Raw genomic sequence first — 25101 nt, 5'->3', positions numbered from 1 at the left:
AGAGAGAGCACAATTGTTAATCATATTTAGAATAATATTTATACTATATGTTATAAATTTATGTTATAACAATCTTGAGGTTTTACCAATGTTTGATAATTTAAGGGATGAAATCAAAGCCATCAAGCAAAAAGATCCTGCGGCAAGATCTACATTAGAGATTTTTCTTTGCTATCCGGGATTTTATGCTTTGTTATTTCATAGAGTCAGTCATTGGCTTTGGAATCATTCTTTAAAGCTTTTGGCCCGTATGAATTCTAATTTGGCCAGATTCATTACTGGTATCGAAATTCACCCTGGGGCTACTTTTGGTAAACGTGTTTTCATTGACCATGGGATGGGTGTAGTTGTAGGTGAAACTGCAATTGTTGGTGATGATGTGCTGTTATATCAAGGAGTAATCCTTGGAGGAACCAGTACAGAAAAAACCAAAAGACATCCTACTTTGGAACGTGGAGTTATTGTTGGTGCAGGTGCTAAGGTGATGGGAAACATCACTATAGGGGAGTACTCTAAAATTGGAACTGGTGCTGTGGTACTTAAAGATGTTCCTCCCGAATCAACATGTGTGGGCGTTCCAGGTCGTATTGTTAAATGTAAAGGTGTTTCCTACAAGGAAGTTGATCTTGATCACAATAAACTCCCAGACCCAGTTGCAGATGCAATTAGAACTTTAGAAAAACACCTTAAAGAAAATGATAAACGAATTAGCATTTTATATGACAAAAATGAATTATGCTTAACAGATGATATCAGAGATGAGCAAGAAGAATTAGAGGATTTGTTTAAAAAATAGAAGGGATTTTTATGAAACCACCTTGTGAAATCGTTGTATGGTATGTAATACCGGCAATTAGGTCAGAATTAGCTAAAGAACTTTTAAATTTGGGTATGAGGCAAAAAGATGTTTCAGAGCTTATGGACATTACTCAACCGGCTGTATCACAGTACATAACAGATAAACGTGGTAGTGGTATTAAGCTTGATGACAATGTTAGAAAAATGGTTAAGGATTTTGCTAAGGAATTATCTGATGGGAGAGCTACAAAAGCTCAATTAATTGGAAGAACATGTGCTATATGTAAGCATGTTGAAACTGCCGATGTTTTAAATCAACTTAACATTGATAAGTCCGAACTTGGAGAAGACTGCCAATCTTGTTTGGGTTCTGAAGTTAGTAAATGTTAAAAATATTGGTAAAAATAGTAAACTATTTAAACTATTGGATACCAATATTTTATTATACTTTAATTTTTAGCGGCAAGTTTACCGAGTGGCTTAGGTGTGTGGCTGCAGACCATAATACGGGGGTTCAAATCCCTCACTTGCCTTTCTTTTAATTAATTAATTATTTTTTTTGCGGAGATATTTTTATGGACGTTTATTCAACATTAACTCGCAGTAAACAGACTTTTGAAACAATAAATAAAAATAGAGTTAACTTATTTGTTTGCGGTCCGACTGTTTATGATGATGCTCATATTGGTCATGGGAGAACCTACATCTCTTTTGATACAATTAAAAGATATTTGGAGTACAGTGGATATGCAGTATTCTACATTCAAAACATAACTGATATTGATGATAAAATTATCAACAGATCAAAAGAAAGTGGAATTCCGGCAAGCCAGTTAGCTAGAAAATTTGAAAAAAGATACATTGAGGACATGAATAAATTAAATGTCAATGGTGTTAATTTATTTGCAAGAGCAACTGATCATGTTGATGAAATCTTGGACCAAATTCAAAGATTAATCGATAAAGGTTTTGCTTATGAAACCGAAGACGGAGTTTATTTTGAAATTGATAAGTTTCCGGAATTCGGTAAATTATCCAACAGGAATGTTGATGAGTTGGAATCTCACAGAGACATTGCTGAGACCACTAAGAAAAATCCACAGGACTTTGCACTTTGGAAAAAAAGAGACGGTGTGGACGAACCTACCTGGCCGTCCCCATGGGGCGACGGAAGACCTGGCTGGCACATTGAGGATACTGCAATTACAGAATACTATTTTGGACCTCAATATGATGCTCACGGTGGAGGTCTAGATTTAATTTTCCCACACCATGAGGCGGAAATTACACAAATGGAAGCTGTTTCAGGTAAAGCTCCTATGGTTAAATTCTGGTTACACACTGGATTTTTAAATGTAAACGGAGAAAAAATGTCAAAATCTTTAAATAACTTCATTACCATTCGTGAATTGCTTGAAGATTGGGATGCTGAAACATTCAGATTCTTTGTACTTTCAACTCACTACAGAAGTCCGATTGACTTTTCTAAAGATTCACTTCATCAATCTGAAAAAAGTTTGGATAGGATTAGAAAATACTATGAACTTTTAGATGTTGAAGTGGCTGAGGAATTTAGTTCTGATTATGAAGTATTGGTAAAATGGAGTTCTGAGTTCTTTAATAGTATGGATGATGACTTTAACACTCCAAAAGCTATTGCAGCTGTGTTTGGATTAATAAATGATTCCAAAAATGAATTGGAAAACTTATCCGATGATGATAAAATGGCCATTAAAGCATTCTTGGATGATGTGGCTCATATTTTTGGTGTCAGCTTTGAAGTTGCAGAAGTTAATGCTGGAAGCGATGACTTGCTTGAAGTAATTTCTGAAGTAAGATCTGAGTTAAGAGCTAACAAACAATATGAATTATCTGATAAGATAAGAGATAATCTACAGTCATTAGGTTATGAGATAAACGATTAGGAGATTTGAATCTCCGTTTTTCTATTTTTTAAATTTTTTCTATATAAAATAACAACCTTTATATACTATAATAACATATGTTATATTATATAACATAAGTTATATTTTATTTTTCCAATGTTTTAATTTAGGCATACAAAACATTTATATATAAAAAATAACTATTGTTATATAGTAATATAACACGTGATATATTATTTTAAAATTCAAATATTAAGGTGATTATTAATGTCAAATAAAAATTATGGATTAGCAACTTTAGGTGTACGTGCAGGACAAACTCCAGACCCCGCAACTGGGGCACAGGCAGTTCCAATTTATCAAACTACTTCATATGTATTTAAAGACTCTGACGAGGCTGCAAGAAGATTCGCCCTTCAAGAATTTGGACAAATTTACTCCAGATTAACAAACCCTACCAGTGATGTATTTGAAGCTAGAATTGCTGCTATTGAAGGTGGTAATTCAGGTCTTTCAACATCAAGTGGTCTTGCAGCAATTTCATATGCTATATTGAATGTAACTGAACCTGGAGACAATATTGTTTCTGCAGACAACCTCTACGGTGGAACTTACCAATTATTTAACTACACATTCAAAGATCTTGCAAGAGATGTCAAGTTTGTAGATTCACAAGACTTACAAGCATTTGAAGATGCAATTGATGAGAAAACCAAGGCAATTTATGTGGAATCCATTGGAAATCCAAAATTGGATGTACCTGATTTTGAAGCATTAGCTGAAATTGCACACTCTCATGATATTCCATTGATTGTGGATAATACTGTTGGTGTTGGACTTGTCAGGCCTTTAGAACATGGTGCGGATGTAATTGCATCATCTGCAACCAAATATGTTGGCGGTCACGGTACTGCTGTTGGAGGATATATTGTTGACTCAGGTAAATTCAACTGGGGAAACGGCAAATTTGCAAACTTCACAAAACCTGATCCAAGTTATCATGGATTGGTATTTTGGGATGCATTTGGAGATGTTCCTGAACTTGGAAACATTGCTTTTACTGTAAGGGCAAGAGCAAGGCTTTTAAGGGATTTGGGTGCAACTCAAGCGCCTGTACACAGTTTCATATTCCTACAAGGACTTGAAAGTTTGGATGTACGTGTAAAAAGACACTCTGAAAATGCTTTAAAAGTCGCAAAATTTTTAGAATCCCATCCAAAAGTCAAATGGGTAAACTATCCTGGATTGGAATCACACCCTACTTATGAAATCAACAAAAAATATCTAAAAGATAACTTTGCAGGTATTTTGGGCTTTGGTGTTGAAGGTGGAGAAGAAGCAGGAAGAAAAGTAATAGAAAAATTAGAATTGTTCTCTATTCTTGCTAACATTGGTGATGCAAAAAGTCTTGCAATTCACCCTGCTAGTACTACTCACCAACAATTAACTCCTGAAGAACAGGAAGCTACTGGTGTGACACCTGACTTCATTAGGCTTTCTATTGGTCTTGAAGATGTGGACGATTTAATCGAAGACCTCAGTCAGGCTTTAGACAGTATTTAGTTACTGTCTACTCACTTAAAATTTTTATATTATAATTTTTAAATTTTTTAAAAAACAATTGGGAGATAAAGAAATGTATTTGGATAACTCAGCAACCACTCAAGTTAGTGAAGAAGTTTTTAATGAAATGAAGCCATATTTCACTGAAGAGTTTGGTAACCCATCCACTCTTTATAAAATTGGCCGTGAATCAAAAAAAGCATTAGATTTAGCTCGTAAAAGAGTAGCGGATGCAATCAATGCAAAACCTGAAGAAATTATTTTTACAAGCGGAGGATCTGAATCTGATAATCTTGCTATTAAGGGAATTGCCTTTAAATTAGCTAAAAAAGGTAAACATATTATTACAACAAATATTGAACATCCTGCTGTTAAAAATACTTTAGGATTTCTGGAATCACTTGACTTTAAAGTGACTTATCTTCCGGTAAATGAAAATGGTGTAATTGAAATTGATGATTTAAAAGAAGCAATCACCGATGAAACTATTTTAATTAGTGTAATGCATGCTAACAATGAAATAGGTACAATTCAGCCAATCGAAGAAATAGGCAAAATTGCACGTGAAAATGGAATCAAATTTCATGTTGATGCAGTACAAAGTTTCGGGAAAATAGATGTGGATGTTGAGAAATTAAATATTGATTTACTTGCTTTATCTTCACATAAAATTAACGGTCCAAAAGGTGTTGGAGCATTATACATCAAAAAAGGAACCCGTGTTGTGCCACTTATTCATGGAGGTGGACAGGAAAAAGGAATCAGAGGAGGGACTGAAAATGTTCCAGGAATTGTCGGATTCGGTAAAGCCTGTGAATTAGCTTCCCAACAGCTAGAAGAACATCATGAAAAATTATCCTCAATTCGCGATGAACTCATTGAGAAGGTATTGAGCACTATTCCAGAGGCTCATCTAAATGGTGGCAGTGAAAACAGATTACCAAATCTGGTCAACTTCAGATTTAAGGCCATTGAAGGTGAATCATTAATTCTTTTATTGGATGCCAAAGGTTATCAGGCTTCAACTGGTTCAGCATGTTCTTCAAATACTTTGGAAGCATCTCCAGTATTAACAGCTTTAGGTCTTGATCCTGTTGATGTTCATGGGTCTTTGAGAATCTCACTTGCTCCTGAAAGTGATAAATTTGATGTAGATGAATTTGTTAATGTTATTGCAGAATCTGTTTCCAGACTTAGAGAAATGTCACCTCTTTGGAATCAGGATCTGGATTATGATAATGTAATGTGTAAAAAACACAATGATGAATGTAGGATGTGTTAATATGGATTATTCAGAAAAAGTAATGGATCACTTTGCAAACCCAAGAAACTGTAGAAAAATGGAGGATGCAAATGGTGTCGGAACAGTTGGAAACCCAACCTGTGGTGATTTAATGACAATTTATATCAAAGTTAATGATGATGAAGTCATTGAAGATATTTCCTTCCAGACATTTGGTTGCGGGGCAGCTATTGCAACCAGCAGTATGATTACAGAAATTGCTGTTGGAAAAACCCTAGAGGAAGCATTACAAATTTCTAGAAATGATGTTGCAGATGAATTGGATGGTCTTCCACCGATCAAGATGCACTGTTCAAACCTTGCTGCCGATGGTCTTCAGGCAGCTATTGAAAACTATTATGAGAATAACCAATAGAGTATCAATAATAATATATACTTTAAAAAATAAAATATCTTTAATTATTTAAGGAGATGTTTTATATGGCAAAAATATTAAAATGTGAAGAATGTGGAAGTATTATTCAAGTTTTAGCTATCGGGGATGAAAACGCATGCAATGACCATATGCTTGCAATTCCAGTACAAACCGAAGGTGAAAAATCACCTAAACACAAACCAGTTGTTGAAATCGATGGTGATAAAGTAACCGTTAAAGTCGGTGAAGCTGCTCACCCTATGGATGATGACCACTACATTCAATTTTTAATTGTTGAAGCTGGTGACGAACAGTATGCTAAATGCTTCAAACCAGGTGATGTTGCAGAAGCAACTTTCACAGTAAATGATGCTAGTGATGTAAAAGCATGTGCATTCTGTAATTTACACGGCCTTTGGGCAAGTGAATAAGCTTAAAATTAAATTTTAAGCTTCTTTTTTTATTTATTTTTATCTAATGAAAAATTTTAATTACTTGTTTTAATATAAAATATATCGTGTCTAGTTATATTAAGTTAATAATTTTTGTTGTAGTATTAGTTCTTGTTTCAACCGCTATCATTTTCGTTGATAGTTCTACTGATAGTATGAACAAGTCAATGCATGATATTAGTGATGGCATTGTTGATGGGGATAGAGAGTATAATGAAGCTGTTGAATTAGTTAATAATAAATATTTTTACGATGGAATGGATAAGGCAGTTTCTGCGGGAAATAATTACAATAAGAGTTTGTTAATGTTAAAGGATATTCAAAATAATTATTCTTCGGATGTAAATAGTGTTCATCAGGAGTATATCAACACTGTAATCAACGAAGTTGAGTTAAAACTCCAGGCTGTTGATTTATTAAAGCAGGCTATTGAATGCTTTGAGGTAAATTCTAATTATACCGGTACTAACTATGCTTCTGAAGCTAATGACATAATTTATCAAGCTAAAGAATATCAAAATCAAAGAGATGGAATTGTTAGTAATAATTCAAATTTATTTAAAGAAATTTAGTATCTGATTAGAGGTTTTAAATGAAAACTAAATGTCCAAAATGTAAAGGAACAGGTTCAGTCGTAGTGGACTATAAGGAATGTGAATCCTGTGGTGGAACAGGATATGAAGATGATTTATTTGATGTAGGAAGTCATTTTAAAGGTGTTAACAGTAAAGCTCGTGATAAATTTGATTTGGGTGGTGATGAGGATATTCCCTGTGAAGCTTGCAACGGAAAAGGCCAAGTGGAAGTATATGGGGACTGCCCTCACTGTAAAGGAACTGGTCAAATAAATGTATGTAGAGATTGTGGAGCTTTAATTGATGAAGATGAAGATATCTGTTCAGATTGTAATGAAAAAAGAAAGGTTGAGAAAATGAAACATGATGAATATGTTGCTCGGCAAAATCAGGCAAGGGATGTATATGTATTGGATTCCCTATGTAAAATGAGCGATATTGATAAAGATAGATTATATAGAGGAAAAATAACAAGAATTGAAAGATACGGTGCTTTTGTCACATTGAATAATAATGTTTGGGGACTTATGAGGGGAGATGTTTCCGAATATAATGTTGGTGATGATGTAATTGTATTTATTACTGCAATTAAATCTAGAGAAAATAAAATTGACCTAGCGCCTGCTTATGTTGACAAATACAGATTAATTAAATTAACTAAATCACTTCCAAGAACATTAATCAAACAGTTAGAATCTAAAAAAGGAAAAACTGTTAGGATTGATGGTGAAGTTCAACAAATCCAGCAGACTTCAGGACCTACAATCTTCATGGTCAGTGATGAAAGTGGTGTTACAGAAATAGCTGCTTTTGATAAGGCCGGTGAGAGGTCTTATCCTGAAATTGAAGTCGGCGATGCAGTACAGGTATTGGGAGAAGTTAATGAACACAGCGGAAAGACACAGATTGAGTCATCTTCAATGACAAAACTTAATGAAGAAAACACTCGTAAGTTACGTACTTTAATTGATGCTGCATTAAACAAAAGAGCTGAACCTGAAGATGTTGATTTCTTGGTCAAAAGTGATGTTTTAAACAGACTTAAACCGAAGATGAGGGAAGCAGCCCAAAAAATCAGAAGAGCAATACTTGACGGTAGGACTATTCTGCTTAGACACCACAATGATGCTGATGGTATATGTGCAGGTGTTGCAATGGAAAAAGCATTGATTCCATTGATTGAAGAAGTAAATCCAAGTAATGATGCTCAATATTACTATTTTAAACGTTCTCCAAGTAAAGCACCATTCTATGAACTTGAAGATGTTGTAAAAGATTTGTCATTTGCTCTAGAAGACCAGGAAAGACACGGTCAAAAATTACCTTTAATTGTTCTTTTAGACAACGGATCAACAGAAGAGGACATTGTAGCCTTAATGCAGGCAAAAATCTATGATATTGAAGTTGTTGTAATTGACCACCACTCTCCAGGTGATTTACTCACTAAAGATGAAAGAAATGGGGAAATTTATGGTGCAACTGTTGCAGTTGATGAATATGTGGACACACATGTAAATCCATATCTTGTTGGTGGAGATTCACAGCTCACTGCTGGAGCATTGGCAACTGAAGTGGCGCACATTATAAATCCTGAAGTAAAAGAAATTATAAAACATTTGCCTGCTGTTGCGGCATTAGGTGACCATGCTGAATGCGGAGAGGTTTATCAATATCTGCAGTTAGCTAGTGAAAAAGGATTTAATAAAGAGCATTTAGCTAAAATAGCTGAATGTGTTGATTTTGAAGCATATTTCCTGAGGTTTATGAATGGAAGAGGAATTATGGACACCATCCTTGCTGTAGATAATCTTGATAAGCATGAAAAAATGATTGATGCGTTATATAAAGAATATCTAAAGAGAGTTGACACACAACTTAAGGCGGCTCTTCCTAACATTAAAAGAACACAACTTGAAAACGGCATTTACTTTAATCTTATTGATGTTGAAAAATATGCACATAAATTCACTTTCCCTGCTCCTGGAAAAACTTGCGGGTTTGTCCATGACCATGTCATAAAAGAGATTGGGGATGATAAGCCAATTGTAACTTTAGGACATGGACCTGATTTTGGTGTATTCAGGGCAACTGATGCTGTAGCTGAGCAATTTGGTTTTAATGTAAATGATATTGTATCTACAATGATTGAGCGAGTTCCATCAGCAGGTATTGACGGTGGTGGCCATGAATGTGCAGGGTCTATTAAATATATTGAAGGACTTGGGGAAGAAGTATTATACAAAGTAGTTGAAGAAATCCAATCTTTATCAAGAAAATAAATATTTTGGAAAAATGGCTTTGGAAAATTATTGTAGAAATTGCGGTCAGAGAATACTTCCAAATGAACCTTACTGTACAAAATGCGGTATGAAAACCGGGTTCGTGGTAAATAATGATAATCATGTATTAACAGTGCCGATTCATGATATTGGATTTTTTAACTTGGATATTGATTTTTCACCGTATATTGAAAGCTATAGGGATGATTTCAAGTATAACATATGTTCATGCGGTTATCTAAATGATGTTAATGATGAATATTGTTACATGTGTGGTGCAAAAAGGTCTAAAAGCAAATTCGCCAAACTTTTCAAAAACAAATCTGAAAAATCATCTTTCATGGATAATATTCTATGTGAATGTGGTGCAGTCAATCCTAGAGAGAATGCTTTCTGTGAAATGTGTGGAAAACAGCTGCATGAAACCCATTCTTCTTCTGATTCGACTTATAATAATTTTAATTTGGAATTTGATGATCCCGTTTTTTGTTTTTGCGGTGAAGAAAATGAAAAGGATTCTCAATTTTGTAAAAACTGCGGTCTTCCATTAATGAATTACGGTAAATTAAATGATGTTTTTATTTTATGCACATGTTCCACAATCAATGAAGCCACATCTGATTTTTGTATAGAATGCGGAAATAACTTAAATAATGAGAATTCAGTTATTGTATGTGTTTGTGGTGAAAAAAATCCTGAAGGTTCCAAATTCTGTCAAAATTGTGATAGGCCTTTGAATCCTCAAAAAACACTAAAAACCAGAATCATCTGTTCATGTGGTGAAATATTAAATTGGGATAGTGATTATTGCCATAAATGTGGAAAAAATATTAAGATAACCATGATTCGTAAAAATTCTATAAATGGTACGGTAAAATCTCTTAAAAGCATTTTTAGGTAGTGATTTGTTTGAAAATTTGTGATATTTGCGGAACATTCAATCTTAAAGAAAATAATTACTGCACTCATTGCGGCAATCAGTTTGTAACTGAACATTTTTGCCCTTACTGTGGTGAAGTAAACTCAGATTTTTCCACTTATTGTTCAAACTGCCAAAAGCAGATTAATCCTATTCAGATTGATGATTTTGATATTTTATTTTCCGATTATAATTATGATTTATTGTTAAATGCTCAAATAAGTGATGAAAAATATAATAATCTGCTGAAAAACATGTTTGCTCGGGCAGATTATTTTGAAATCAAAGGGGATAATATCAAAGAAAAAATATTGAGTTTTGCAAGCATATTCACTGAATGTAAAACTAAAGCTCGGGGTTATGAGAGAGGGTATATATTCCTTGGAAATTGCATTTATTATGATGATCGTTTGGATGATTCTGTTCAAATAGCAACAATCATTCATGAATTGGGTCATTATTTCTTATTTGACATTATAGAAGAGTTATTATGTTATATTTTCAATGTTAAAACTTCACCAACATTACAGAGTTTTGTATGGTACTTTCTCACGCTTCCCGAATTTAAAATCATGAATGAATACTGTGCACATACTGTAGAGGGAAGATTCATTCCTTACGGATTTCAAAATTATGGTTCGTTTAATGTATTAGTTGAAAATACGGGCATTGACAAGGAATCATTGAATACTATGGTAATTTTTGGAAATAGTTTTGCCAATGAAATAATTGTGTATTTGGAAAAATATATTGATGAGGACTTAAGACGTGAAATTAAGACTCAATATAGAAAAGATTTAAATCCTCCAACTTATGAATCAATATTTGCTGAAACAAATGACTGTTTATCTCTTGATTTAAAAAATAGTACTATTATTCAAATATTATTTGATGTTTTTAAAGAAGCATCGCAGGATGATGTAAGAAAAGAGTTAGATGATATAAAAAAAGGTATTGAAATAAGTTAATCAATTTTCTCTTTTTTCTCTTTATCATTTATTACATCCAATACATCTTTGCCAGTATCAGTTAATCTGTATAATCTGCCTTTGCGAGCTTCTTCATTTATGCATTCGACAATTTCTTTACTTTTTAATTCACTTAGAACTTTTGAAATATGGTTAGTTCTAATTCCACTGTCTTTTGCGATGTTAGTTGGTATTTTAACTTCATCTCCAATTGATTTCAAAGTTTTTTCTCTATACTTAGAAATTTGAACATATGAAGTTAATTTCAAAAGCTCATCGTTATCCTTTGACATAATAGAATATTATATTGTTTATACTATAAAATGTTTTATACCATTTTATTAGTTTATTATAAGTAGTTTAAACACCTTTTTGACGGATTGGAATTATTTTTTTACTTACCATTAATTTATTTATAGTAGTTCTTCCAAATTTAATATTAATAATAAATTATTAGTTTGATAATATGAAATGTAAACATTGTGGTTTTGAGAATAAAAATTCTGCAAAATTTTGTACCAAATGCGGAGAAAAAATGACTGGAGATAACGGTGGAGATACTCCAGTAAATAACTCTAACAGCACTAAATACATCATTATAGCTTTAATCGTTGTAATTATTATTTTAGTTGCCGGTTTTGCATATTTTGCAGGAACAATGCATTCTAATGATTCACTTCAAAGCAGTGACAATTCTCAAAATAATGCTTCCACATCCCAATCTGATTCTTCCAGCGGGGATGATGCTAAAACACAATCTGTTTCTTCTTCTCAAAGCTCAAGTTCTCAGGCAAGCGAATCCAAATCGTGGGAATTAATTGGAACTTATTCTGGATCTGGTTCCGGTTCTCAAACTATTAATGTTCCGGCAGGTAAGATAATGGTGAAACTTTCAGCATATCCTATTAAAAACTATGCAACAAACCATTTATATGTCTCAGGTTCTAATGGACAGTCAGGTGGTGTTGATTGGGGTTCACATAGTGATGTGGAAACAAGATCAGATTCATTTACCTATACTTCATCTTCCTCTCAGACATTTGAAATAGATTACTATGAAACTGTAAGTTGGCAAGTTGATTTTTACAGATATCAATAACTTATTAATATAATTAAATAATAAAGTATCTACTATGTTTTTTGATTTAAATATTAAAGGAAGTAGTCTGGAAAATAATTTAATTTTGGCTGGTGAAGCTTCTAGATATGGATGGAACCATATTAATTTTTCATATAATCAAAATGACTTCAAACAGGCCCTGGAGATTAAAAAAGAATTGTCCGGTAAGTTAGATGGGATAATAGATTTTGATTATACTTTAGAAATTGAATCAAAAAATATTAATGATATTAGAAAAACTGCCCGCAAATTCAGAAACAAATCATCATGCATTTCCGTTGTTGGTGGAGATTTAAAGGTTAACCGGGCGGTTTTAGAAAATATTCAAATTGATGTTTTATCAAGGCCTTATCTAAAAAGGTTTGATGGCGGTATTAATCATGTGTTGGCGAAAGAGGCCCTAAACAATAATGTTGCTATTGAACTGTGCTTTAATGATGTTTTAAGAAGTTATTTATCGTATAGGTCTAAAGTGATTTCTAATTTTAAGGATATTTATACGTTATATAGGAAATTTGATTTTCCATTGATATTGTCATCTGGAGCTGAATCTGTTTTTGATATAAGAACAACTCATGATTTTGTGGCTGTTTTTAAACAGACTGGCTTAAGTGATGCGGAAATTGACAAATCTTTTGTGACTGCTAAAAATATTTTAGAATATAATGAAAATAGGGATAAAATGATTTTAAAAGGTGTAAGGAGGGTTTCTGATGAAACTTAAGGTTTTGCCGCCTACCCTGAGAAAAAATAACAGATATCTTACTTTGGATATTAAGATAACTTCTCATATTTCTAAAGATGATTTGGTTACTATTGTTTGGGATACATGTGTCAGATTTCAGGGTGAAGCCAATACTGCTAATTTTAATTTATGGGTCATGAAATTCTTCGAAATGGATAAATGTGATGATTATTATTGTTATAAAGCCATTTTAAGGTGTCAAAGAGATTTTGTCAGTGACGTCAGGTCTGCACTTGCACTTGCAAATAAATATAATAATTCCAGGATTGCCATTACAACTGTTGGTTTGTCAGGTACAATCAAGGCATCACAGAAATATATTTAATTACTTTTTGTTATTTTAAAATAGAAAACTTTATAAATAAATATTATTATAAATATCAATTGGATTTATGGAAAAAAGAATAAAAAAATATTTTAATAAACTACAATGTAGTGATTAAAATTAAAATTTGCCTTTTCATGGAGATTTGGTTTTGATTTTTGAATTATAATTTTTATGTAGTTGAATTAAAATTTTTAATATTTATAAAAATATTAGTTATAAATGTGAGGTAATATTATGCAACCTTTACAAAATGCTGGATATGATAGGGCAATTACTGTATTTAGCCCTGACGGAAGACTTTTCCAAGTCGAATATGCAAGAGAAGCTGTTAAAAGAGGAACTACATCCATAGGTGTTAAAAGTTCTGAAGGAATTATTTTAGCTGTTGATAAAAGAACTACTTCTAGTTTAGTTGAAGCATCATCTATTGAAAAAATATTTAAAATAGATGAACATATTGGAGCTGCAACTTCAGGTCTTGTGGCAGATGCAAGAGCTTTAGTTGAAAGGGCTAGAGTTGAAGCTCAAATAAATAAAATTACCTACTCAGAACCAATCAGAGTAGATAGTTTATCTAAAAAATTATGTGATATGTTGCAGTTATACACTCAAAATGGTGGTGTAAGACCATTTGGTTCTGCTTTAATCATTGGTGGTGTGTATGACGGTAAAGCTAAACTGTTTGAAACTGACCCAAGTGGTGCATTGATTGAATATAAGGCAACCGCTATCGGTTCAGGCAGATCTGCAGCTATGGAAATATTTGAAGAAGAGTACAGTGATGATTTAACATTGGATGGAGCTATTGGTTTAGCATTAACTGCCATCAATGAAGCTACAGATCATGATACTACTTCAAAAAATGTTGAAATTGCAGTCATCAAAAATGATGATGGAAAATATGTAAAACTTTCTCCTGATGAAGTACAAAAATACATTGATGAAGTGCTAGTCGAAGAAGAAGAGGAATCTGAAGAAGTATCTGATGATGAATCTGAAGAAGAAAATGAAGAATAATTTTTATATTTAACTTAGTTAGGGGATATTTCAATGGTTAATATTGATGAAGCTATTATCGCTAAATATGAATACAGTGGGGAACATTTTGAAATATTGGTTGACCCTGATTTAGCAGCAGATTTTCGAAATCCTGATGGTCCAGATGTTGCCATTGAAGATCTTTTAGCTGTTGAAGAAATTTTTAAAGACTCCAAAAAAGGAGATAAAGCTTCAGATGAAGCTATGAATAAAATATTCGAAACTACTGATCCTATTGAAGTTTCTAGAATCATACTTGAAAAAGGCACTGTTCAATTAACTGCAGACCAAAAAAGAAAGATGCAGGCGGATAAACGAAAATTGGTAATTAATAAGATTGCAAAAGAAGCGGTTAATCCTCAAAATGGTTTGCCTCATCCAGTACAAAGAATTGAAAATGCATGTGATGAAGCAAAAGTAAAATTTGATCCGTTTACTTCAGTTGATCAACAGGTACAAACTGCATTAAAAGCAATCAAACCGCTAATTCCTATTAGATTTGAAAAAGCTAAAGTTGCTGTTAGACTTCCTGGTTCTGCTGCAGGTAGTGCATACTCTGTTATTCATGGTTTTGGTGAAATCATTAATGAAGAATGGCAACAGGATGGCTCATGGATTGGTATTGTTGAAATGCCTGGCGGTCTTCAAAATTCGTTTGCTGCTAAAATGGCTGAAATTTCAGGTGGAGAGGCAGAAACTAAAACAATTAAATAATTAGGCTTATGGGATTATTATGATATATGTGGAAAATAAAGATTTAGTTATTCCTGGTCAGATATTAGCTGACGATGAATACTATTCAGGAAGAGGTACCTTTAAAGACAATGGTAAAGTTTGCTCTTCTTTGATGGGTCTTGTTTCTTTAAGGAATAAGAAAATTAGAGTTATTCCTTTAAAAAGCAAATATGTCCCTAAAAAAGGAGATGTTGTAATAGGTAAGATTAATGACGTCCGATTCTCAATGTGGGATGTTGATATTAATTCACCTTATTCTGGAATTTTACCTGCTTTTGAAGTGTTTGGTCGTGAAAAAAAAGAGCTCAACAAAGTTTTCGATGTTGGGGATGTTCTATTTTTAAGAGTTGTCGATGTTGATGAAATCAAAAAGGCAAAACTCGGTTTAAAAGGAAGAGGAATGGGTAAATTCAAAGGAGGAATAATTGTTGATATTGCTCCAACTAAAGTTCCTAGATTAATCGGTAAAAAAGGTTCTATGATCAACATGATTAAAGATAAAACCAATTGTAAAATTGTCGTTGGTCAAAATGGTCTCGTTTGGGTAAAAGGAGACGAAGACATGGAACAACTTACCAAAAATGTTATTCATTTAATTGAGGCTGAAGCTCATACTTCCGGTTTAACTAATAAAATTAAAAACAAATTATACTTGGCTATTGATGGAGAATTGCCTCCTGAAGAAGATTCACAAGAGGAAGAAGAATTTGTTTTAGAAAAACCTAAACTTCAAAATTTTAAAGAAGAGTTAGAACAAGAAGAAAAAGAAGCCGAAGAAAAAGAAAATGAAAAAGAAGATAAACCTAATATTGCTGAGGTCATTGAAGAATTAAAGAGAAAAAATAAAAGCAAAAAAGATAACACTTTATCTTATGGCGATAACTCAAATAATTCTTTGATTTTGAATAATAAATAATGATTAATTAGTCTTCGTATATAAATGAGGTTGATATAATGTCTGAAATGATAAGAGAAGATGGTAGGAAGTTTAATGAATTGCGCCCTATCAAAATTGAAGCAGGAGTTCTTGAACGTGCTGACGGTTCTGCTTATTTGGAAGTTGGCGGAAATAAAATTTTAGTAGCTGTTTATGGTCCTAGAGAATCATATATCAGAAGATTGTTAGAACCAAATACTGGTGTTATTAGGTGCAGATACAATATGGCACCATTTTCAGTAGATGACAGGAAAAGACCAGGGCCTGATAGAAGATCATCAGAAATTTCTAAAATCACTGCTGATGCTTTAAGGCCAGCGTTAATGTTAGAAAATTATCCTCGTTCAATGATTGATATTTATATAGAAGTAATCGAAGCTGAAGGCGGAACCCGTTGTGCAGGAATTACTGCAGCTTCCGTTGCTTTAGTTGATGCAGGAGTACCTATGAAAGATATTGTTGTAGGTTGTGCTGCTGGTAAAGTTAATGATGAAATTGTGCTAGATTTATCTGAAGTTGAAGATAAAGAAGGTCAAGCTGATGTACCTATAGCTATGATGCCAAGAACTGGTGAAATCACATTATTACAAAGTGATGGTGATTTAACTGAAGAAGAATTTGCAAAAGCAATAGATTTAGCTATGGAAGGATGTTTACAAGTAAGTGAACTTCAAAAAGAAGCTTTAATGAAAAAATATTCTACAGAATAGTGGGTGGATAATATGGAAATTGTACCAGAAATTACAAGACAAAGCATTACTAACCTTGTCAAAAATGATAAAAGAGAAGATGGCAGGGAATTAACCGAATATAGGGATGTCACTATAGAAACTAATGTTATTTCTAAAGCTGAAGGTTCTGCTCGTGTAAGACTTGGCGGAACTCAAGTTATTGTAGGTATTAAACCACAACTTGGAAGCCCATTCCCAGACACTCCAGATTTAGGAGTTTTAATGACTAACTGTGAAATGTTGCCAATGGCTGATCCTACTTTTGAACCAGGACCACCTAGCGATGATTCAATTGAACTTGCACGTGTAGTTGACAGAGGTATTCGTGAAAGTGAATTAGTTGAATTGGATAAATTATGTGTTGAAGAAGGTAAACACGTCTGGATGTTATTCATTGATTTACATATTATTGACAACTGCGGAAACCTTTTCGATGCATGTGAATTAGCAGTAATGGCTGCACTCAAGTCAACTAAATTGCCTGTTGCAAGTATTGTAGATGAAGAAGTAGTCCTTAGTGAAGATGAAACCTTTGATTTACCTATTAACAATGAATTGGCATTATGTACCTTTGTTAAAATTGGTGATAAAATGGTAATTGACCCAACTTTAGATGAAGAAAAAGTAGCTAGTGCTCGTTTAAACGTTGGTGTTACAAAAGATGGTCACATCTGTTCCATGCAAAAAGGTGGAAAACATCCTTTAACTAAAGATGAAATTCTCTATTGTGTAAATACTGCAGTAGGAAAAGTAAAAGAGTTAATAGAATATCTTTAAATGTCTGATGGACGATTAAGATTTCTAAATTCTTTTTTTTCTATTTTTTTATTATCTATTAAAACAAATTTTGCATCTATTTTTTCTATTAGTCCTTTAATGTGCAATACATCCTGATTAACTAAGTTATCAATTACTGGAATGATGTCTTTGCTGTAAATTGAATGAAGTGGTTCGGATGTTTTCAGTTTATCTTCACTGTCATGATAAGGGACAATGGCCTGATAATTTTCATCAAGCTGTGAAAAAATAGCATTTAAATATTTTTTTGAAACATATGGACTGTCACATGGTAAAATCAGTGCATAGTTGCCGGTGATGTATGAAAGTCCGGTCATGATTCCGGGCATCGGACCCTTATTTTTAATCTTATCTTCTGCAAATGTGATGGTGTATGTGTATTCTTTGGGATTTATAAATTCACTATATTTGTCAATCCTAGTTTGGTCATTTAAAACAATTACAACTTCGTTTATTTGGTGGTTTAAAGTAGAAAGTATGTGTTTTATCATAGGTTTGTCTTGAATAATCATTGAACCTTTATCACGACCCATTCTTCTACTTTGTCCTCCACATAAAATAATGCAAGATTTAATATTTTCACTACTTTTTATTCCATTACTCATATTAAATCCTCCAAAATTTTATTCTTTCACATAAACTTCTGCAGTCTCATCAAACGGATTTGTACGTATGATTAATGCAATCATGTATGGGTAATGTTTGTATAAATATTTCAAATAGTAGACCCATTCATAGACCAGTTTATCATAAACCCTTTGCATATCTCCATTTAGATGTCCGAAATCAGCATCATTTACTAAAGCGAAGTCTGCTCTGTGCTCCAGTTCTTCATCTAAATGAAGTATTGCATTTACCAGGCCGGTAAATTCTTCTTTTTCGAGTATATTTGGATTGTTAATTAAATTAATAATAAACTCCCGTTTTCCCGCAAGCAAGGTTCTTAAATTTTCTAAAAATTCTTCACGCTCTTCTGGGCTGATGTCTGCTGAAAAATCAGTGCTTGACTTTTTAAGTTCAGCTAATTTATTGTCAAAGTCTTTTTCATCCCAATTTTTAATTGATTTTAAATTTTCAGTATTTGTTTTGTATTTGTTAACTGTGCTCAATTGAGAAATTAACTCATTTCCAACTTCGGAAAAGAAGGTACTCATTAACATGTCCAATTTTTCAAGCATTGCTTCTTTTTCTTTTCTTTCAATTATTTCATCAAGTATGAATGCAACTACAAGTATATCTACAGGAATAAAACCCAAATGTGTCCATATGTAGGATATAATATGTTCAGGGTCACCTAATACAAGATAGTTTGATCCATATATGACAATTATTAAAATAACCATCAATATGGAAAATTTTATTTTCCATCTTTTATGTTCATCCATTTTAAATCTCCAAAATATTTTTTATCTTTTTTTAGCAGTAATAATAGCTATTGGGTTTTCACTAATCATCATAATTCCACGATCCAGCACTCGACCATTGGATACATTTACTTCCATGATTTTTGGATTGTATCCTAATTGCTTAAGTTTATTAATCGCTTCAACTTTTGTGTCAACCAATATAGCTGTAATAATGATCCTGCCTTTTGGATTCAATTTTTCATGAACCTCATCCAGGATATCTTCAAGTTCTCTGCCACTGCCCCCTACAATGGCAATATCAATATCATCAATATCTTTTAAGGCATTAGATCCATTATCATTAATTAATGTGACATTATCTCCAAGTCCGAACTTTTCAAGATTTTTTCCACACACTTCAATTGCTTCGGGATTTGTATCTATGGCTATTACTTCACGAGCTCTTTGGGAAAACTCACAGGTAATTCCGCCGGTTCCACATCCGCAGTCAACAACTTTGTCTGTATTGGAAACATCTGATTTGTATAAAATTATTGCTCTTATAGCTTCTTTGGTTGGTCCTGGAACGTCACAAGATTTAAAAAAATCCTTATCTTCTAACATTTATTCCCACCTTTTAAATAAATTATTTTCTATTTTCAAGGAGTCTAAAATCTTTCCAACAATAAAATCAATCTGGTCATCAACAGTATCATGTGATGAATAAAAACCGGGCATTGCAGGTAGGATTATAGCTCCTTCCTGTGATAATGTTAGCATATTTTGTATGTGAATGCTTCTAAGTGGAGTTTCGCGAGGAACTATGACTGTTGGCCTTCTCTCTTTAAGGCTAACGTCTGCAACTCTTGTAATTGTATTTGCTCCATATCCATTAGCTATTGATGATAATGTTTTCATGGAACATGGCACAATGGCCAGTGCATCGGCCTTAAATGATCCGCTATTGATTGAAGCGGTCAGGTCATTGAAATCGTAGAAATTGTCTGCTAAATTAATCACGTCTTCAACAGCATATTCAGTTTCTGATTCGATAACTGTCTTTCCAGCATCACTGATAACCAAACTGTTTTCAATATTCATTTCATTCAATACTTCAAGTAATCTTATTCCGTATATTACTCCACTTGCTCCTGTAATTGCAACTACAATCATATTTATCTCCTAAAACAGTTTAATTTGGTCATAATGAATGCCATGGAATTTTTCTCTATCAATTTCAGGTAAATCAAGATAGCTTTCCAGTTTAAATTTGCTGAATTTCTCGGTTTCCTCTTTTGGAACGTACACGCTGATGTCTGGAATATTGAATCTTGCTTTACTCAATGCGGATATGATGTTTGATATTTCGTTTAGAGGATATAGTTTTCCATCTACATTTACTTGAGTTTTCATCTCATCAAAACGAGGATATTCTGCAATGTTTATGAATACATAATCCTTGTCGATGTCATAGTCCTGAGCTATTTCATCTTCAGCTTTTCTTAGATCTTTTTGCTCAATCTTATACATTTTTTCAGGAACTTTAAAATTATCGAGCCTTATGGATTTAACTCTTTTTAAGAGTTGTCTTGTATCCAGTCGATTCATGATGTCTTTGGCGTATTGGTCTTCGCAGTGTCTGAATATTCCAATTATGTCGGCATCGTCATATTTGTAAATATCATTTTCATTGATTATGTCTTCATCAATCACTCTTTTAAGGGCTCTTCTAAACATTGAATTGACAATTCTGGTTGTGTGGTGCTGATAAACGCTTGGATACATAAAATATCTTGACACTAAAGCTCCTTCAGCAGCCTGAACACCTTTCATATCTAAAATTAACCCATCTTCAAGTTTTAAATTTGATATGATTCTTTCATAATCAATAACTCCATATGCAACTCCGGTATTGTATGAATCCCTTAAAAGGTAATCCATTCTGTCAACATCGAGTTCTCCAGAAACAATAGGTCCTAAATGTCCTTTACCGTTCACAATTTTGACAATCTCATTCACATCAAATTTTTCTTCAAGCAAATCTTTCATTGATGTTTTTGTGACTACAAATTCTGTAAGCTTTTCATGAGGAACTGATAAAACTCCTTCGGATACGTGTGAAAATGGGCCATGACCGATATCATGTAGGAGAGATGAAGCTCTGATGAGTTCAATTTCATCATCTGATAAATCCAATTCAGTCGCTAACATTGATCCTAGATTCATGGTTCCAACAGAATGTTCGAATCTGGTATGTGTAGCTCCAGGATAGATTAAACTGATTAATCCCAGTTGTTTAATTCTTCTTAAACGTTGGAATTGTGGCATGTCCATAATTTTTTCTTCAAATTTGTTTAAGCTAATATCTCCATAGACACTATCTCTTATAAACTTTTTTTTCTCAGCCATATTATACATACTCCCAAGATTCATATGTGTTATTCCATGTTTGATTCCAGTTGTAAGTGTTATTGGTAGTTGTTGTGTTATTGGTTAGATTTGTTTCAACTTTTGGAATGATTGTTGGAACTTCATCAATATATTCAGGTTCAAATGAATCATTTTGGATTGAACTTAATTTATATGAGTCATTATCTTCAGTAATTGTTAGACCTGCAAAGGCACTGCTAACAGTAAATGCAATAACTGCAATAATTAAAAATACTATTAGATTTGCTTTTATGGAGTCTTTCATAATAACACTTTATTCAGTTTATTTAAAAAATTTAAACTATACTATTATTATTTATTTTAATAGCTATTATTTAATTGTTTTTAAAAAATAATCATTTTTAGAATGAATTTTGATTTTTAGCTATAATTTTGTACAATTAGTGTTGAAAGTCAAAAATATATTATAATTAAAGGTTTTTCTTAAGTCAACTTAAATATTTTAATAGATATATTATAATTTATGTGATGCATTTTTGCATTCAATTTCATTAATTTAAAATTAAGGGTGTGAAAAAATGTTTATAGGAAGAGGCGATGATTTAATGGACGGTTTAATGGGCGCTAAAGCTACTTGCCCTACATGTGGAACTGTATTAACATTTTCAGATGCAGGAGGCTTGGCATTGGACCATAATGAACATGATTCTATAATGTGTCATAATTGCGGAAGCGTATATAAAGTACATTTGGTTCCAAACAAAATGACAATAACAAGTAAGGTTAAAACAATTCCTATTAATAAACCTAAACGGGAAAAGCCTAAAGTAGAAAAGCCTAAAGTAGAAAAATCTATAAGTAAACCACAGAAAACAATCACAAAGACTTCTGAAAATCAAAAAACTCAAAATGATGATTCTATAATTAACAAGGTACTTGATATCCTTTTGTACAAAAACGACAGAATCACTGGTAAAAAAAGAATGTCAGTAACTAAACTTATTTCCTTGTTAGTTTTCATATTATTCTTTATAATTGCTTATACTATGGTTGCAGCTGAAGGATTTTTTGTTGCTTTTTTCGCTTCAATTATTGTCGGATTAGTTTTTGCAGTTCCTGTATTCGTTATAGGTTATATAATTCGTTACATAATTGATAAATTGTCAAATAAAGATTCAAGCAATCAGAATATTACTTCCACTACTAGTGCTCCTAAAGAGATACAAAATGATACTCCTGTAGCTTCAGTAACTCGACAGGATTCATTATATGATTCTGCTATTAATGAAACTAAAAATGAAGATTTGAATTCTGATGTTGATGATAAAGTTGATAATATAAGTGATGATACTTCAAGCAATGCTTCTAATGATAGTGATACCAATTATATGTTCGATACTCCTGAAGAATATGTGCATAAGCTTGAGGATTGCGTAATTAATGGTCAAACTGACCAGATTAAAGACGTCTATGATGAAGCTATGGAACGTTTCCCTGATCGTTCCGATGATTTTAACGATGTGCTTATTACTGGTGTGAAAGCAGTTGAAAAAGCCCTTAATGAAGGGTTGTTCAAAAAGTAATTCAGTTTTTCCATTTTGGGAGTCTTATAAAACTCCCGAATTTTTTTCTTTTAATATTTTTGTGCAAGAATTCTCTGGTTTCTAAGACGGAAATGTTCAATATGCTATAACCACACCGTTAATGTCTGAAATATCCACCCATGTAGATATTCCTTTAATTTCATATAAATCTCCGTTAATGTATTCATATGAAACTTGCTTATTGTCACTAACCAGATGAATTGAATCTCCATTAATGGAATCAACTCTTTTAATGATTCCTCCATATTCATCAGAATCGGCAACAACAATATCTCCAACATGAACATTGTGGCTTTTGTTAAGTAAAACACTTTGACCGTCGAGTAAAGTCGGAAGCATTGAAGTTCCGTCAACATAAACAATAACCGGAATCTGATTTGGCCCTATACTTGAATCTATGTTTATTCTAGGGTCTTCAATTCCATAGCTGTTGCAGATATTTTCAACCCCATCTCTTAAAGTTGTAATGTTTGAGGATGTGTCATTCATCACATCTAGAGTATAATCACATATTTCCTGGTTTAAACTGTTAATGTCTGCATTTGAAAGGGCATTTGTTTTAACAGTGACATTTTCACCGTCTAAATAAATGTCTACAGTATTATTTATAAAAAATGTAAATGCAAAAAACGCTATAAAAATAAGTACAATCAAAGCTAAAATAATCTTTTTAGCCATAAAATCACTCATCCATAATATTTAAATCCATATTTAAAAGAGCTTTCATTGTTTCAATGTCAATTTGGCCTGGTGCAGTCACATCAGTTCCTGCAGCAAAAGTAATCGGCGAATCAAATTTCGATGCCATGACACGAGTATAACTTCCCAAATCTCCCATTGAAATGGCTATTGTATCCTTACAGTGTGAAAGAACTGCTAAAATTGTTAATGTGTCCTCCAAATCCTGAGGCATAAAAGCAACTTTTGCAATATCTCCTAGTTCTTGCTCTTTTTCAACAATATATGTAATTTCATTTAAATCCGGAGTTTTTTCAAAATCATGATAAGAAACGATTGTTGTAACTCCAGTTTCATGGATTTTATTAATGTATTCATCATCACTTTGCAGTTCAATATCCACATATTCCGCAACGTCACAGCATTCGTACAGAATATTGAATCTTTCTTCTTCGCTGCCTTTAAAAGATCCTCCTTCGGTATTGATTCTGTTGGTGGCTATTGTTGGAAAATTAATCTCTTCGATAGTATTTTTAATTTCATCAATATTGGGATTTGTCAGCGCATCTATTCTAAACTCCAGTACATCAGCGCCTTTGTCAATACAATCGTTAGCAACCTCAATTACATCTTTGCAATTCTTTTGAAAAATGGGAATTGCAATTTTTGTTTGTGAATACATCAATTAATTATTTTAATTTTGTTATTTATTAAATTTTCTTTAAAAAAACTCCTAATCTTTATATAAATAAAAAAACAAAATATATACCAATAAAATATTTATATTTTATTTGTTTATTAATTGATTATACAAGGTGTTAATTTGAAAATTACTGCTATGGGTGCAGACATATCAAAAAATGATGTATCTTGTAGTGCTAAACTAGTAGAAACTATCGAGAATAACCTTTATAAAGTTAAAGAATTGGGTGCAAGGGATGTTGCTTTAACCAATGTCACAGGTGATGATGTTGTTGTAAGTGCATTTGTTGAAGATGATTTGCTTGAAACTGTTAATGAAGGTATTGTTGATGTTTTAAAAATGAGTGCAGAAAATTTAGGAGATTTGTCTGGAATTTCAAAAAATCCTGATGAGGCAGGTGAGGGAGTTTCATATGCCGAAGCTAAAATCAGGCCGGATAGATATCCTGATGCTATTGTTCTAGGCTTTGATACATATGGGGGAGAACCATTTGTAGCGGATGTTGCAAATTCAGCTATAGAAGCTGCAAAAGGCATGAAAAATGTAACAGATGTATCTGACTTTATTGAGCCTAAGACAAGAAAAATACCTGGTGTCGGTTATGTTTCACCAGATACAGATGATCCGGTGGTAGTTGCTACAATTGAAAATATCGAATCAGTTGGTGTGGTAGCCGGTGCAATGATTGGTGCGGCACTTGGAAATAAAAATGTTTATTTGGTTAAAAGGGGAACAACTTGTAATGTATTGCCTGGCAGTGTAATCTTTTCAGCTACTGCATTTATGAATGGTAATGTAATTGATTTGGCTGTTCCATTTGAAAATAAAACAAGAATATTAAGATAGGAG

General features: G+C 32.8%; 30 protein-coding genes and 1 tRNA gene. 22 read left to right on the top strand and 9 right to left on the bottom strand.

The features are described from left to right. The first annotated feature begins 88 nt into the window (after positions 1-88). The 12 genes from cysE (at position 89) to IJL02_RS05215 (ending at position 11098) form a co-directional block, all read left to right on the top strand. Positions 89-796, top strand: coding sequence for a serine O-acetyltransferase (cysE, locus tag IJL02_RS05270; RefSeq protein ID WP_292812075.1), 708 nt, complete (start codon positions 89-91; stop codon positions 794-796). A gap of 11 nt (positions 797-807) precedes the next feature. Continuing rightward, positions 808-1188, top strand: coding sequence for a transcriptional regulator (locus IJL02_RS05265; protein ID WP_292812067.1), 381 nt, complete (start codon positions 808-810; stop codon positions 1186-1188). Between the two features lie 71 nt (positions 1189-1259). Next, positions 1260-1331, top strand: a tRNA-Cys gene (locus tag IJL02_RS05260). Between the two features lie 42 nt (positions 1332-1373). Further along, on the top strand, positions 1374-2723 hold the full coding sequence (cysS, locus tag IJL02_RS05255) for a cysteine--tRNA ligase (protein ID WP_292812057.1): 1350 nt from the start codon (positions 1374-1376) through the stop codon (positions 2721-2723). Between the two features lie 228 nt (positions 2724-2951). Further along, positions 2952-4247 carry an O-acetylhomoserine aminocarboxypropyltransferase/cysteine synthase family protein gene (locus IJL02_RS05250; protein ID WP_292812049.1) on the top strand — a complete coding sequence of 432 codons (1296 nt, stop codon included), beginning with the start codon at positions 2952-2954 and terminating at the stop codon, positions 4245-4247. A gap of 73 nt (positions 4248-4320) precedes the next feature. After that, positions 4321-5529, top strand: coding sequence for a cysteine desulfurase NifS (gene nifS / locus IJL02_RS05245; protein ID WP_292812043.1), 1209 nt, complete (start codon positions 4321-4323; stop codon positions 5527-5529). Position 5530: 1 nt separating this feature from the next. Beyond that, entirely contained in the window at positions 5531-5905 is a 375-nt protein-coding gene (gene nifU, locus IJL02_RS05240; protein ID WP_292812033.1) for a Fe-S cluster assembly scaffold protein NifU, read from the top strand. A gap of 65 nt (positions 5906-5970) precedes the next feature. After that, the gene (locus IJL02_RS05235; RefSeq protein ID WP_292812018.1) at positions 5971-6336 is read left to right on the top strand and encodes a desulfoferrodoxin family protein; all 366 of its coding nucleotides are present in this window, start codon (positions 5971-5973) and stop codon (positions 6334-6336) included. Positions 6337-6422: 86 nt separating this feature from the next. Beyond that, complete coding sequence (locus IJL02_RS05230) at positions 6423-6929, top strand: hypothetical protein (RefSeq protein ID WP_292812009.1); 507 nt, start codon at positions 6423-6425, stop codon at positions 6927-6929. Positions 6930-6949: 20 nt separating this feature from the next. Beyond that, complete coding sequence (locus IJL02_RS05225; protein ID WP_292812004.1) at positions 6950-9211, top strand: DHH family phosphoesterase; 2262 nt, start codon at positions 6950-6952, stop codon at positions 9209-9211. A gap of 13 nt (positions 9212-9224) precedes the next feature. Then, positions 9225-10112, top strand: a complete 888-nt coding sequence (locus tag IJL02_RS05220) for a zinc-ribbon domain-containing protein (RefSeq protein ID WP_292811995.1) — start codon at positions 9225-9227, stop codon at positions 10110-10112. A gap of 8 nt (positions 10113-10120) precedes the next feature. After that, entirely contained in the window at positions 10121-11098 is a 978-nt protein-coding gene (locus IJL02_RS05215) for a zinc ribbon domain-containing protein (RefSeq protein ID WP_292811991.1), read from the top strand. On the opposite strand, the gene IJL02_RS05210 is transcribed toward IJL02_RS05215, so the two are convergent. Then, positions 11095-11391 (bottom strand): transcriptional regulator, encoded by a 297-nt coding sequence (locus IJL02_RS05210; RefSeq protein ID WP_292811985.1) that lies wholly within the window; start codon positions 11389-11391, stop codon positions 11095-11097. The two genes, IJL02_RS05215 and IJL02_RS05210, sit on opposite strands and share 4 nt — an antisense overlap. A gap of 173 nt (positions 11392-11564) precedes the next feature. On the opposite strand from IJL02_RS05210, the gene IJL02_RS05205 reads away from it, so the two are divergent. The 8 genes from IJL02_RS05205 (at position 11565) to rrp42 (ending at position 17509) form a co-directional block, all read left to right on the top strand. After that, the gene (locus tag IJL02_RS05205; protein ID WP_292811979.1) at positions 11565-12197 is read left to right on the top strand and encodes a zinc ribbon domain-containing protein; all 633 of its coding nucleotides are present in this window, start codon (positions 11565-11567) and stop codon (positions 12195-12197) included. Positions 12198-12231: 34 nt separating this feature from the next. Then, positions 12232-12942: a ribonuclease P protein component 3 gene (rnp3, locus tag IJL02_RS05200; protein ID WP_292811965.1), complete on the top strand. Its 711-nt coding sequence runs from the start codon at positions 12232-12234 to the stop codon at positions 12940-12942. Further along, on the top strand, positions 12932-13288 hold the full coding sequence (locus IJL02_RS05195; protein ID WP_292811947.1) for an Rpp14/Pop5 family protein: 357 nt from the start codon (positions 12932-12934) through the stop codon (positions 13286-13288). The genes rnp3 and IJL02_RS05195 overlap by 11 nt, the downstream gene beginning before the upstream one ends. Positions 13289-13525: 237 nt before the next feature. Continuing rightward, a complete protein-coding gene (psmA, locus tag IJL02_RS05190) occupies positions 13526-14308 on the top strand; it encodes an archaeal proteasome endopeptidase complex subunit alpha (protein WP_292811937.1) in 783 nt (260 codons plus the stop codon). A 33-nt stretch (positions 14309-14341) separates the two neighbouring features. Next, positions 14342-15043 carry a ribosome assembly factor SBDS gene (locus tag IJL02_RS05185; protein ID WP_292811922.1) on the top strand — a complete coding sequence of 234 codons (702 nt, stop codon included), beginning with the start codon at positions 14342-14344 and terminating at the stop codon, positions 15041-15043. 19 nt (positions 15044-15062) lie between these two features. After that, entirely contained in the window at positions 15063-15980 is a 918-nt protein-coding gene (gene rrp4, locus IJL02_RS05180) for an exosome complex RNA-binding protein Rrp4 (protein WP_292811916.1), read from the top strand. A 35-nt stretch (positions 15981-16015) separates the two neighbouring features. Continuing rightward, positions 16016-16711, top strand: a complete 696-nt coding sequence (rrp41, locus tag IJL02_RS05175) for an exosome complex exonuclease Rrp41 (RefSeq protein WP_292812115.1) — start codon at positions 16016-16018, stop codon at positions 16709-16711. A 12-nt stretch (positions 16712-16723) separates the two neighbouring features. Continuing rightward, positions 16724-17509 carry an exosome complex protein Rrp42 gene (rrp42, locus tag IJL02_RS05170; RefSeq protein ID WP_292811911.1) on the top strand — a complete coding sequence of 262 codons (786 nt, stop codon included), beginning with the start codon at positions 16724-16726 and terminating at the stop codon, positions 17507-17509. On the opposite strand, the gene IJL02_RS05165 is transcribed toward rrp42, so the two are convergent. From IJL02_RS05165 to IJL02_RS05140, 6 genes are read right to left on the bottom strand one after another with little or no spacing between them, the layout of a single operon-like run. Further along, positions 17506-18135: a molybdenum cofactor guanylyltransferase gene (locus IJL02_RS05165; RefSeq protein ID WP_292811900.1), complete on the bottom strand. Its 630-nt coding sequence runs from the start codon at positions 18133-18135 to the stop codon at positions 17506-17508. The two genes, rrp42 and IJL02_RS05165, sit on opposite strands and share 4 nt — an antisense overlap. Before the next feature lie 18 nt (positions 18136-18153). Continuing rightward, positions 18154-18915 carry a hypothetical protein gene (locus IJL02_RS05160; RefSeq protein WP_292811888.1) on the bottom strand — a complete coding sequence of 254 codons (762 nt, stop codon included), beginning with the start codon at positions 18913-18915 and terminating at the stop codon, positions 18154-18156. A gap of 21 nt (positions 18916-18936) precedes the next feature. After that, complete coding sequence (gene cbiT / locus IJL02_RS05155; RefSeq protein ID WP_292811885.1) at positions 18937-19500, bottom strand: precorrin-6Y C5,15-methyltransferase (decarboxylating) subunit CbiT; 564 nt, start codon at positions 19498-19500, stop codon at positions 18937-18939. After that, positions 19501-20049, bottom strand: a complete 549-nt coding sequence (locus tag IJL02_RS05150) for a UbiX family flavin prenyltransferase (RefSeq protein ID WP_292811881.1) — start codon at positions 20047-20049, stop codon at positions 19501-19503. A gap of 9 nt (positions 20050-20058) precedes the next feature. Further along, positions 20059-21285: an HD domain-containing protein gene (locus IJL02_RS05145; protein WP_292811876.1), complete on the bottom strand. Its 1227-nt coding sequence runs from the start codon at positions 21283-21285 to the stop codon at positions 20059-20061. Between the two features lies 1 nt (position 21286). After that, entirely contained in the window at positions 21287-21571 is a 285-nt protein-coding gene (locus IJL02_RS05140; RefSeq protein ID WP_292811870.1) for a hypothetical protein, read from the bottom strand. Positions 21572-21845: 274 nt separating this feature from the next. Between IJL02_RS05140 and IJL02_RS05135 the strand changes: the two genes are divergently transcribed. After that, entirely contained in the window at positions 21846-22850 is a 1005-nt protein-coding gene (locus tag IJL02_RS05135; RefSeq protein WP_292811861.1) for a hypothetical protein, read from the top strand. Positions 22851-22946: 96 nt separating this feature from the next. On the opposite strand, the gene IJL02_RS05130 is transcribed toward IJL02_RS05135, so the two are convergent. Together IJL02_RS05130 and aroD are read right to left on the bottom strand one after the other, a co-directional pair. Beyond that, entirely contained in the window at positions 22947-23549 is a 603-nt protein-coding gene (locus IJL02_RS05130) for a S24 family peptidase (protein WP_292811856.1), read from the bottom strand. Between the two features lie 4 nt (positions 23550-23553). Beyond that, positions 23554-24231 (bottom strand): type I 3-dehydroquinate dehydratase, encoded by a 678-nt coding sequence (aroD, locus tag IJL02_RS05125; protein WP_292811849.1) that lies wholly within the window; start codon positions 24229-24231, stop codon positions 23554-23556. Positions 24232-24372: 141 nt separating this feature from the next. On the opposite strand from aroD, the gene IJL02_RS05120 reads away from it, so the two are divergent. After that, positions 24373-25098, top strand: coding sequence for a hypothetical protein (locus IJL02_RS05120; protein ID WP_292811834.1), 726 nt, complete (start codon positions 24373-24375; stop codon positions 25096-25098). Positions 25099-25101 lie beyond the last annotated feature (3 nt).

It is taken from the genome of Methanobrevibacter sp. (assembly GCF_017427765.1).
In the GTDB taxonomy this organism is placed as follows: domain Archaea; phylum Methanobacteriota; class Methanobacteria; order Methanobacteriales; family Methanobacteriaceae; genus Methanocatella.
The sequence above is the reverse complement of the archived record's forward strand: the minus strand, read 5'-3'. Positions and strand labels throughout refer to the sequence as shown.

What these genes read in the sequence shown, in the direction of transcription:
- cysE (WP_292812075.1), top strand. Translation starts at nt 89, where the DNA reads ATGTTTGATAATTTAAGGGATGAAATCAAAGCCATCAAGCAAAAAGAT.
- IJL02_RS05265 (WP_292812067.1), top strand. Translation starts at nt 808, where the DNA reads ATGAAACCACCTTGTGAAATCGTTGTATGGTATGTAATACCGGCAATT.
- cysS (WP_292812057.1), top strand. Translation starts at nt 1,374, where the DNA reads ATGGACGTTTATTCAACATTAACTCGCAGTAAACAGACTTTTGAAACA.
- IJL02_RS05250 (WP_292812049.1), top strand. Translation starts at nt 2,952, where the DNA reads ATGTCAAATAAAAATTATGGATTAGCAACTTTAGGTGTACGTGCAGGA.
- nifS (WP_292812043.1), top strand. Translation starts at nt 4,321, where the DNA reads ATGTATTTGGATAACTCAGCAACCACTCAAGTTAGTGAAGAAGTTTTT.
- nifU (WP_292812033.1), top strand. Translation starts at nt 5,531, where the DNA reads ATGGATTATTCAGAAAAAGTAATGGATCACTTTGCAAACCCAAGAAAC.
- IJL02_RS05235 (WP_292812018.1), top strand. Translation starts at nt 5,971, where the DNA reads ATGGCAAAAATATTAAAATGTGAAGAATGTGGAAGTATTATTCAAGTT.
- IJL02_RS05225 (WP_292812004.1), top strand. Translation starts at nt 6,950, where the DNA reads ATGAAAACTAAATGTCCAAAATGTAAAGGAACAGGTTCAGTCGTAGTG.
- IJL02_RS05220 (WP_292811995.1), top strand. Translation starts at nt 9,225, where the DNA reads ATGGCTTTGGAAAATTATTGTAGAAATTGCGGTCAGAGAATACTTCCA.
- IJL02_RS05210 (WP_292811985.1), bottom strand. Translation starts at nt 11,391, where the DNA reads ATGTCAAAGGATAACGATGAGCTTTTGAAATTAACTTCATATGTTCAA.
- IJL02_RS05205 (WP_292811979.1), top strand. Translation starts at nt 11,565, where the DNA reads ATGAAATGTAAACATTGTGGTTTTGAGAATAAAAATTCTGCAAAATTT.
- rnp3 (WP_292811965.1), top strand. Translation starts at nt 12,232, where the DNA reads ATGTTTTTTGATTTAAATATTAAAGGAAGTAGTCTGGAAAATAATTTA.
- IJL02_RS05195 (WP_292811947.1), top strand. Translation starts at nt 12,932, where the DNA reads ATGAAACTTAAGGTTTTGCCGCCTACCCTGAGAAAAAATAACAGATAT.
- psmA (WP_292811937.1), top strand. Translation starts at nt 13,526, where the DNA reads ATGCAACCTTTACAAAATGCTGGATATGATAGGGCAATTACTGTATTT.
- IJL02_RS05185 (WP_292811922.1), top strand. Translation starts at nt 14,342, where the DNA reads ATGGTTAATATTGATGAAGCTATTATCGCTAAATATGAATACAGTGGG.
- rrp4 (WP_292811916.1), top strand. Translation starts at nt 15,063, where the DNA reads ATGATATATGTGGAAAATAAAGATTTAGTTATTCCTGGTCAGATATTA.
- rrp42 (WP_292811911.1), top strand. Translation starts at nt 16,724, where the DNA reads ATGGAAATTGTACCAGAAATTACAAGACAAAGCATTACTAACCTTGTC.
- IJL02_RS05165 (WP_292811900.1), bottom strand. Translation starts at nt 18,135, where the DNA reads ATGAGTAATGGAATAAAAAGTAGTGAAAATATTAAATCTTGCATTATT.
- IJL02_RS05160 (WP_292811888.1), bottom strand. Translation starts at nt 18,915, where the DNA reads ATGGATGAACATAAAAGATGGAAAATAAAATTTTCCATATTGATGGTT.
- cbiT (WP_292811885.1), bottom strand. Translation starts at nt 19,500, where the DNA reads ATGTTAGAAGATAAGGATTTTTTTAAATCTTGTGACGTTCCAGGACCA.
- IJL02_RS05150 (WP_292811881.1), bottom strand. Translation starts at nt 20,049, where the DNA reads ATGATTGTAGTTGCAATTACAGGAGCAAGTGGAGTAATATACGGAATA.
- IJL02_RS05145 (WP_292811876.1), bottom strand. Translation starts at nt 21,285, where the DNA reads ATGGCTGAGAAAAAAAAGTTTATAAGAGATAGTGTCTATGGAGATATT.
- IJL02_RS05140 (WP_292811870.1), bottom strand. Translation starts at nt 21,571, where the DNA reads ATGAAAGACTCCATAAAAGCAAATCTAATAGTATTTTTAATTATTGCA.
- IJL02_RS05135 (WP_292811861.1), top strand. Translation starts at nt 21,846, where the DNA reads ATGTTTATAGGAAGAGGCGATGATTTAATGGACGGTTTAATGGGCGCT.
- IJL02_RS05130 (WP_292811856.1), bottom strand. Translation starts at nt 23,549, where the DNA reads ATGGCTAAAAAGATTATTTTAGCTTTGATTGTACTTATTTTTATAGCG.
- aroD (WP_292811849.1), bottom strand. Translation starts at nt 24,231, where the DNA reads ATGTATTCACAAACAAAAATTGCAATTCCCATTTTTCAAAAGAATTGC.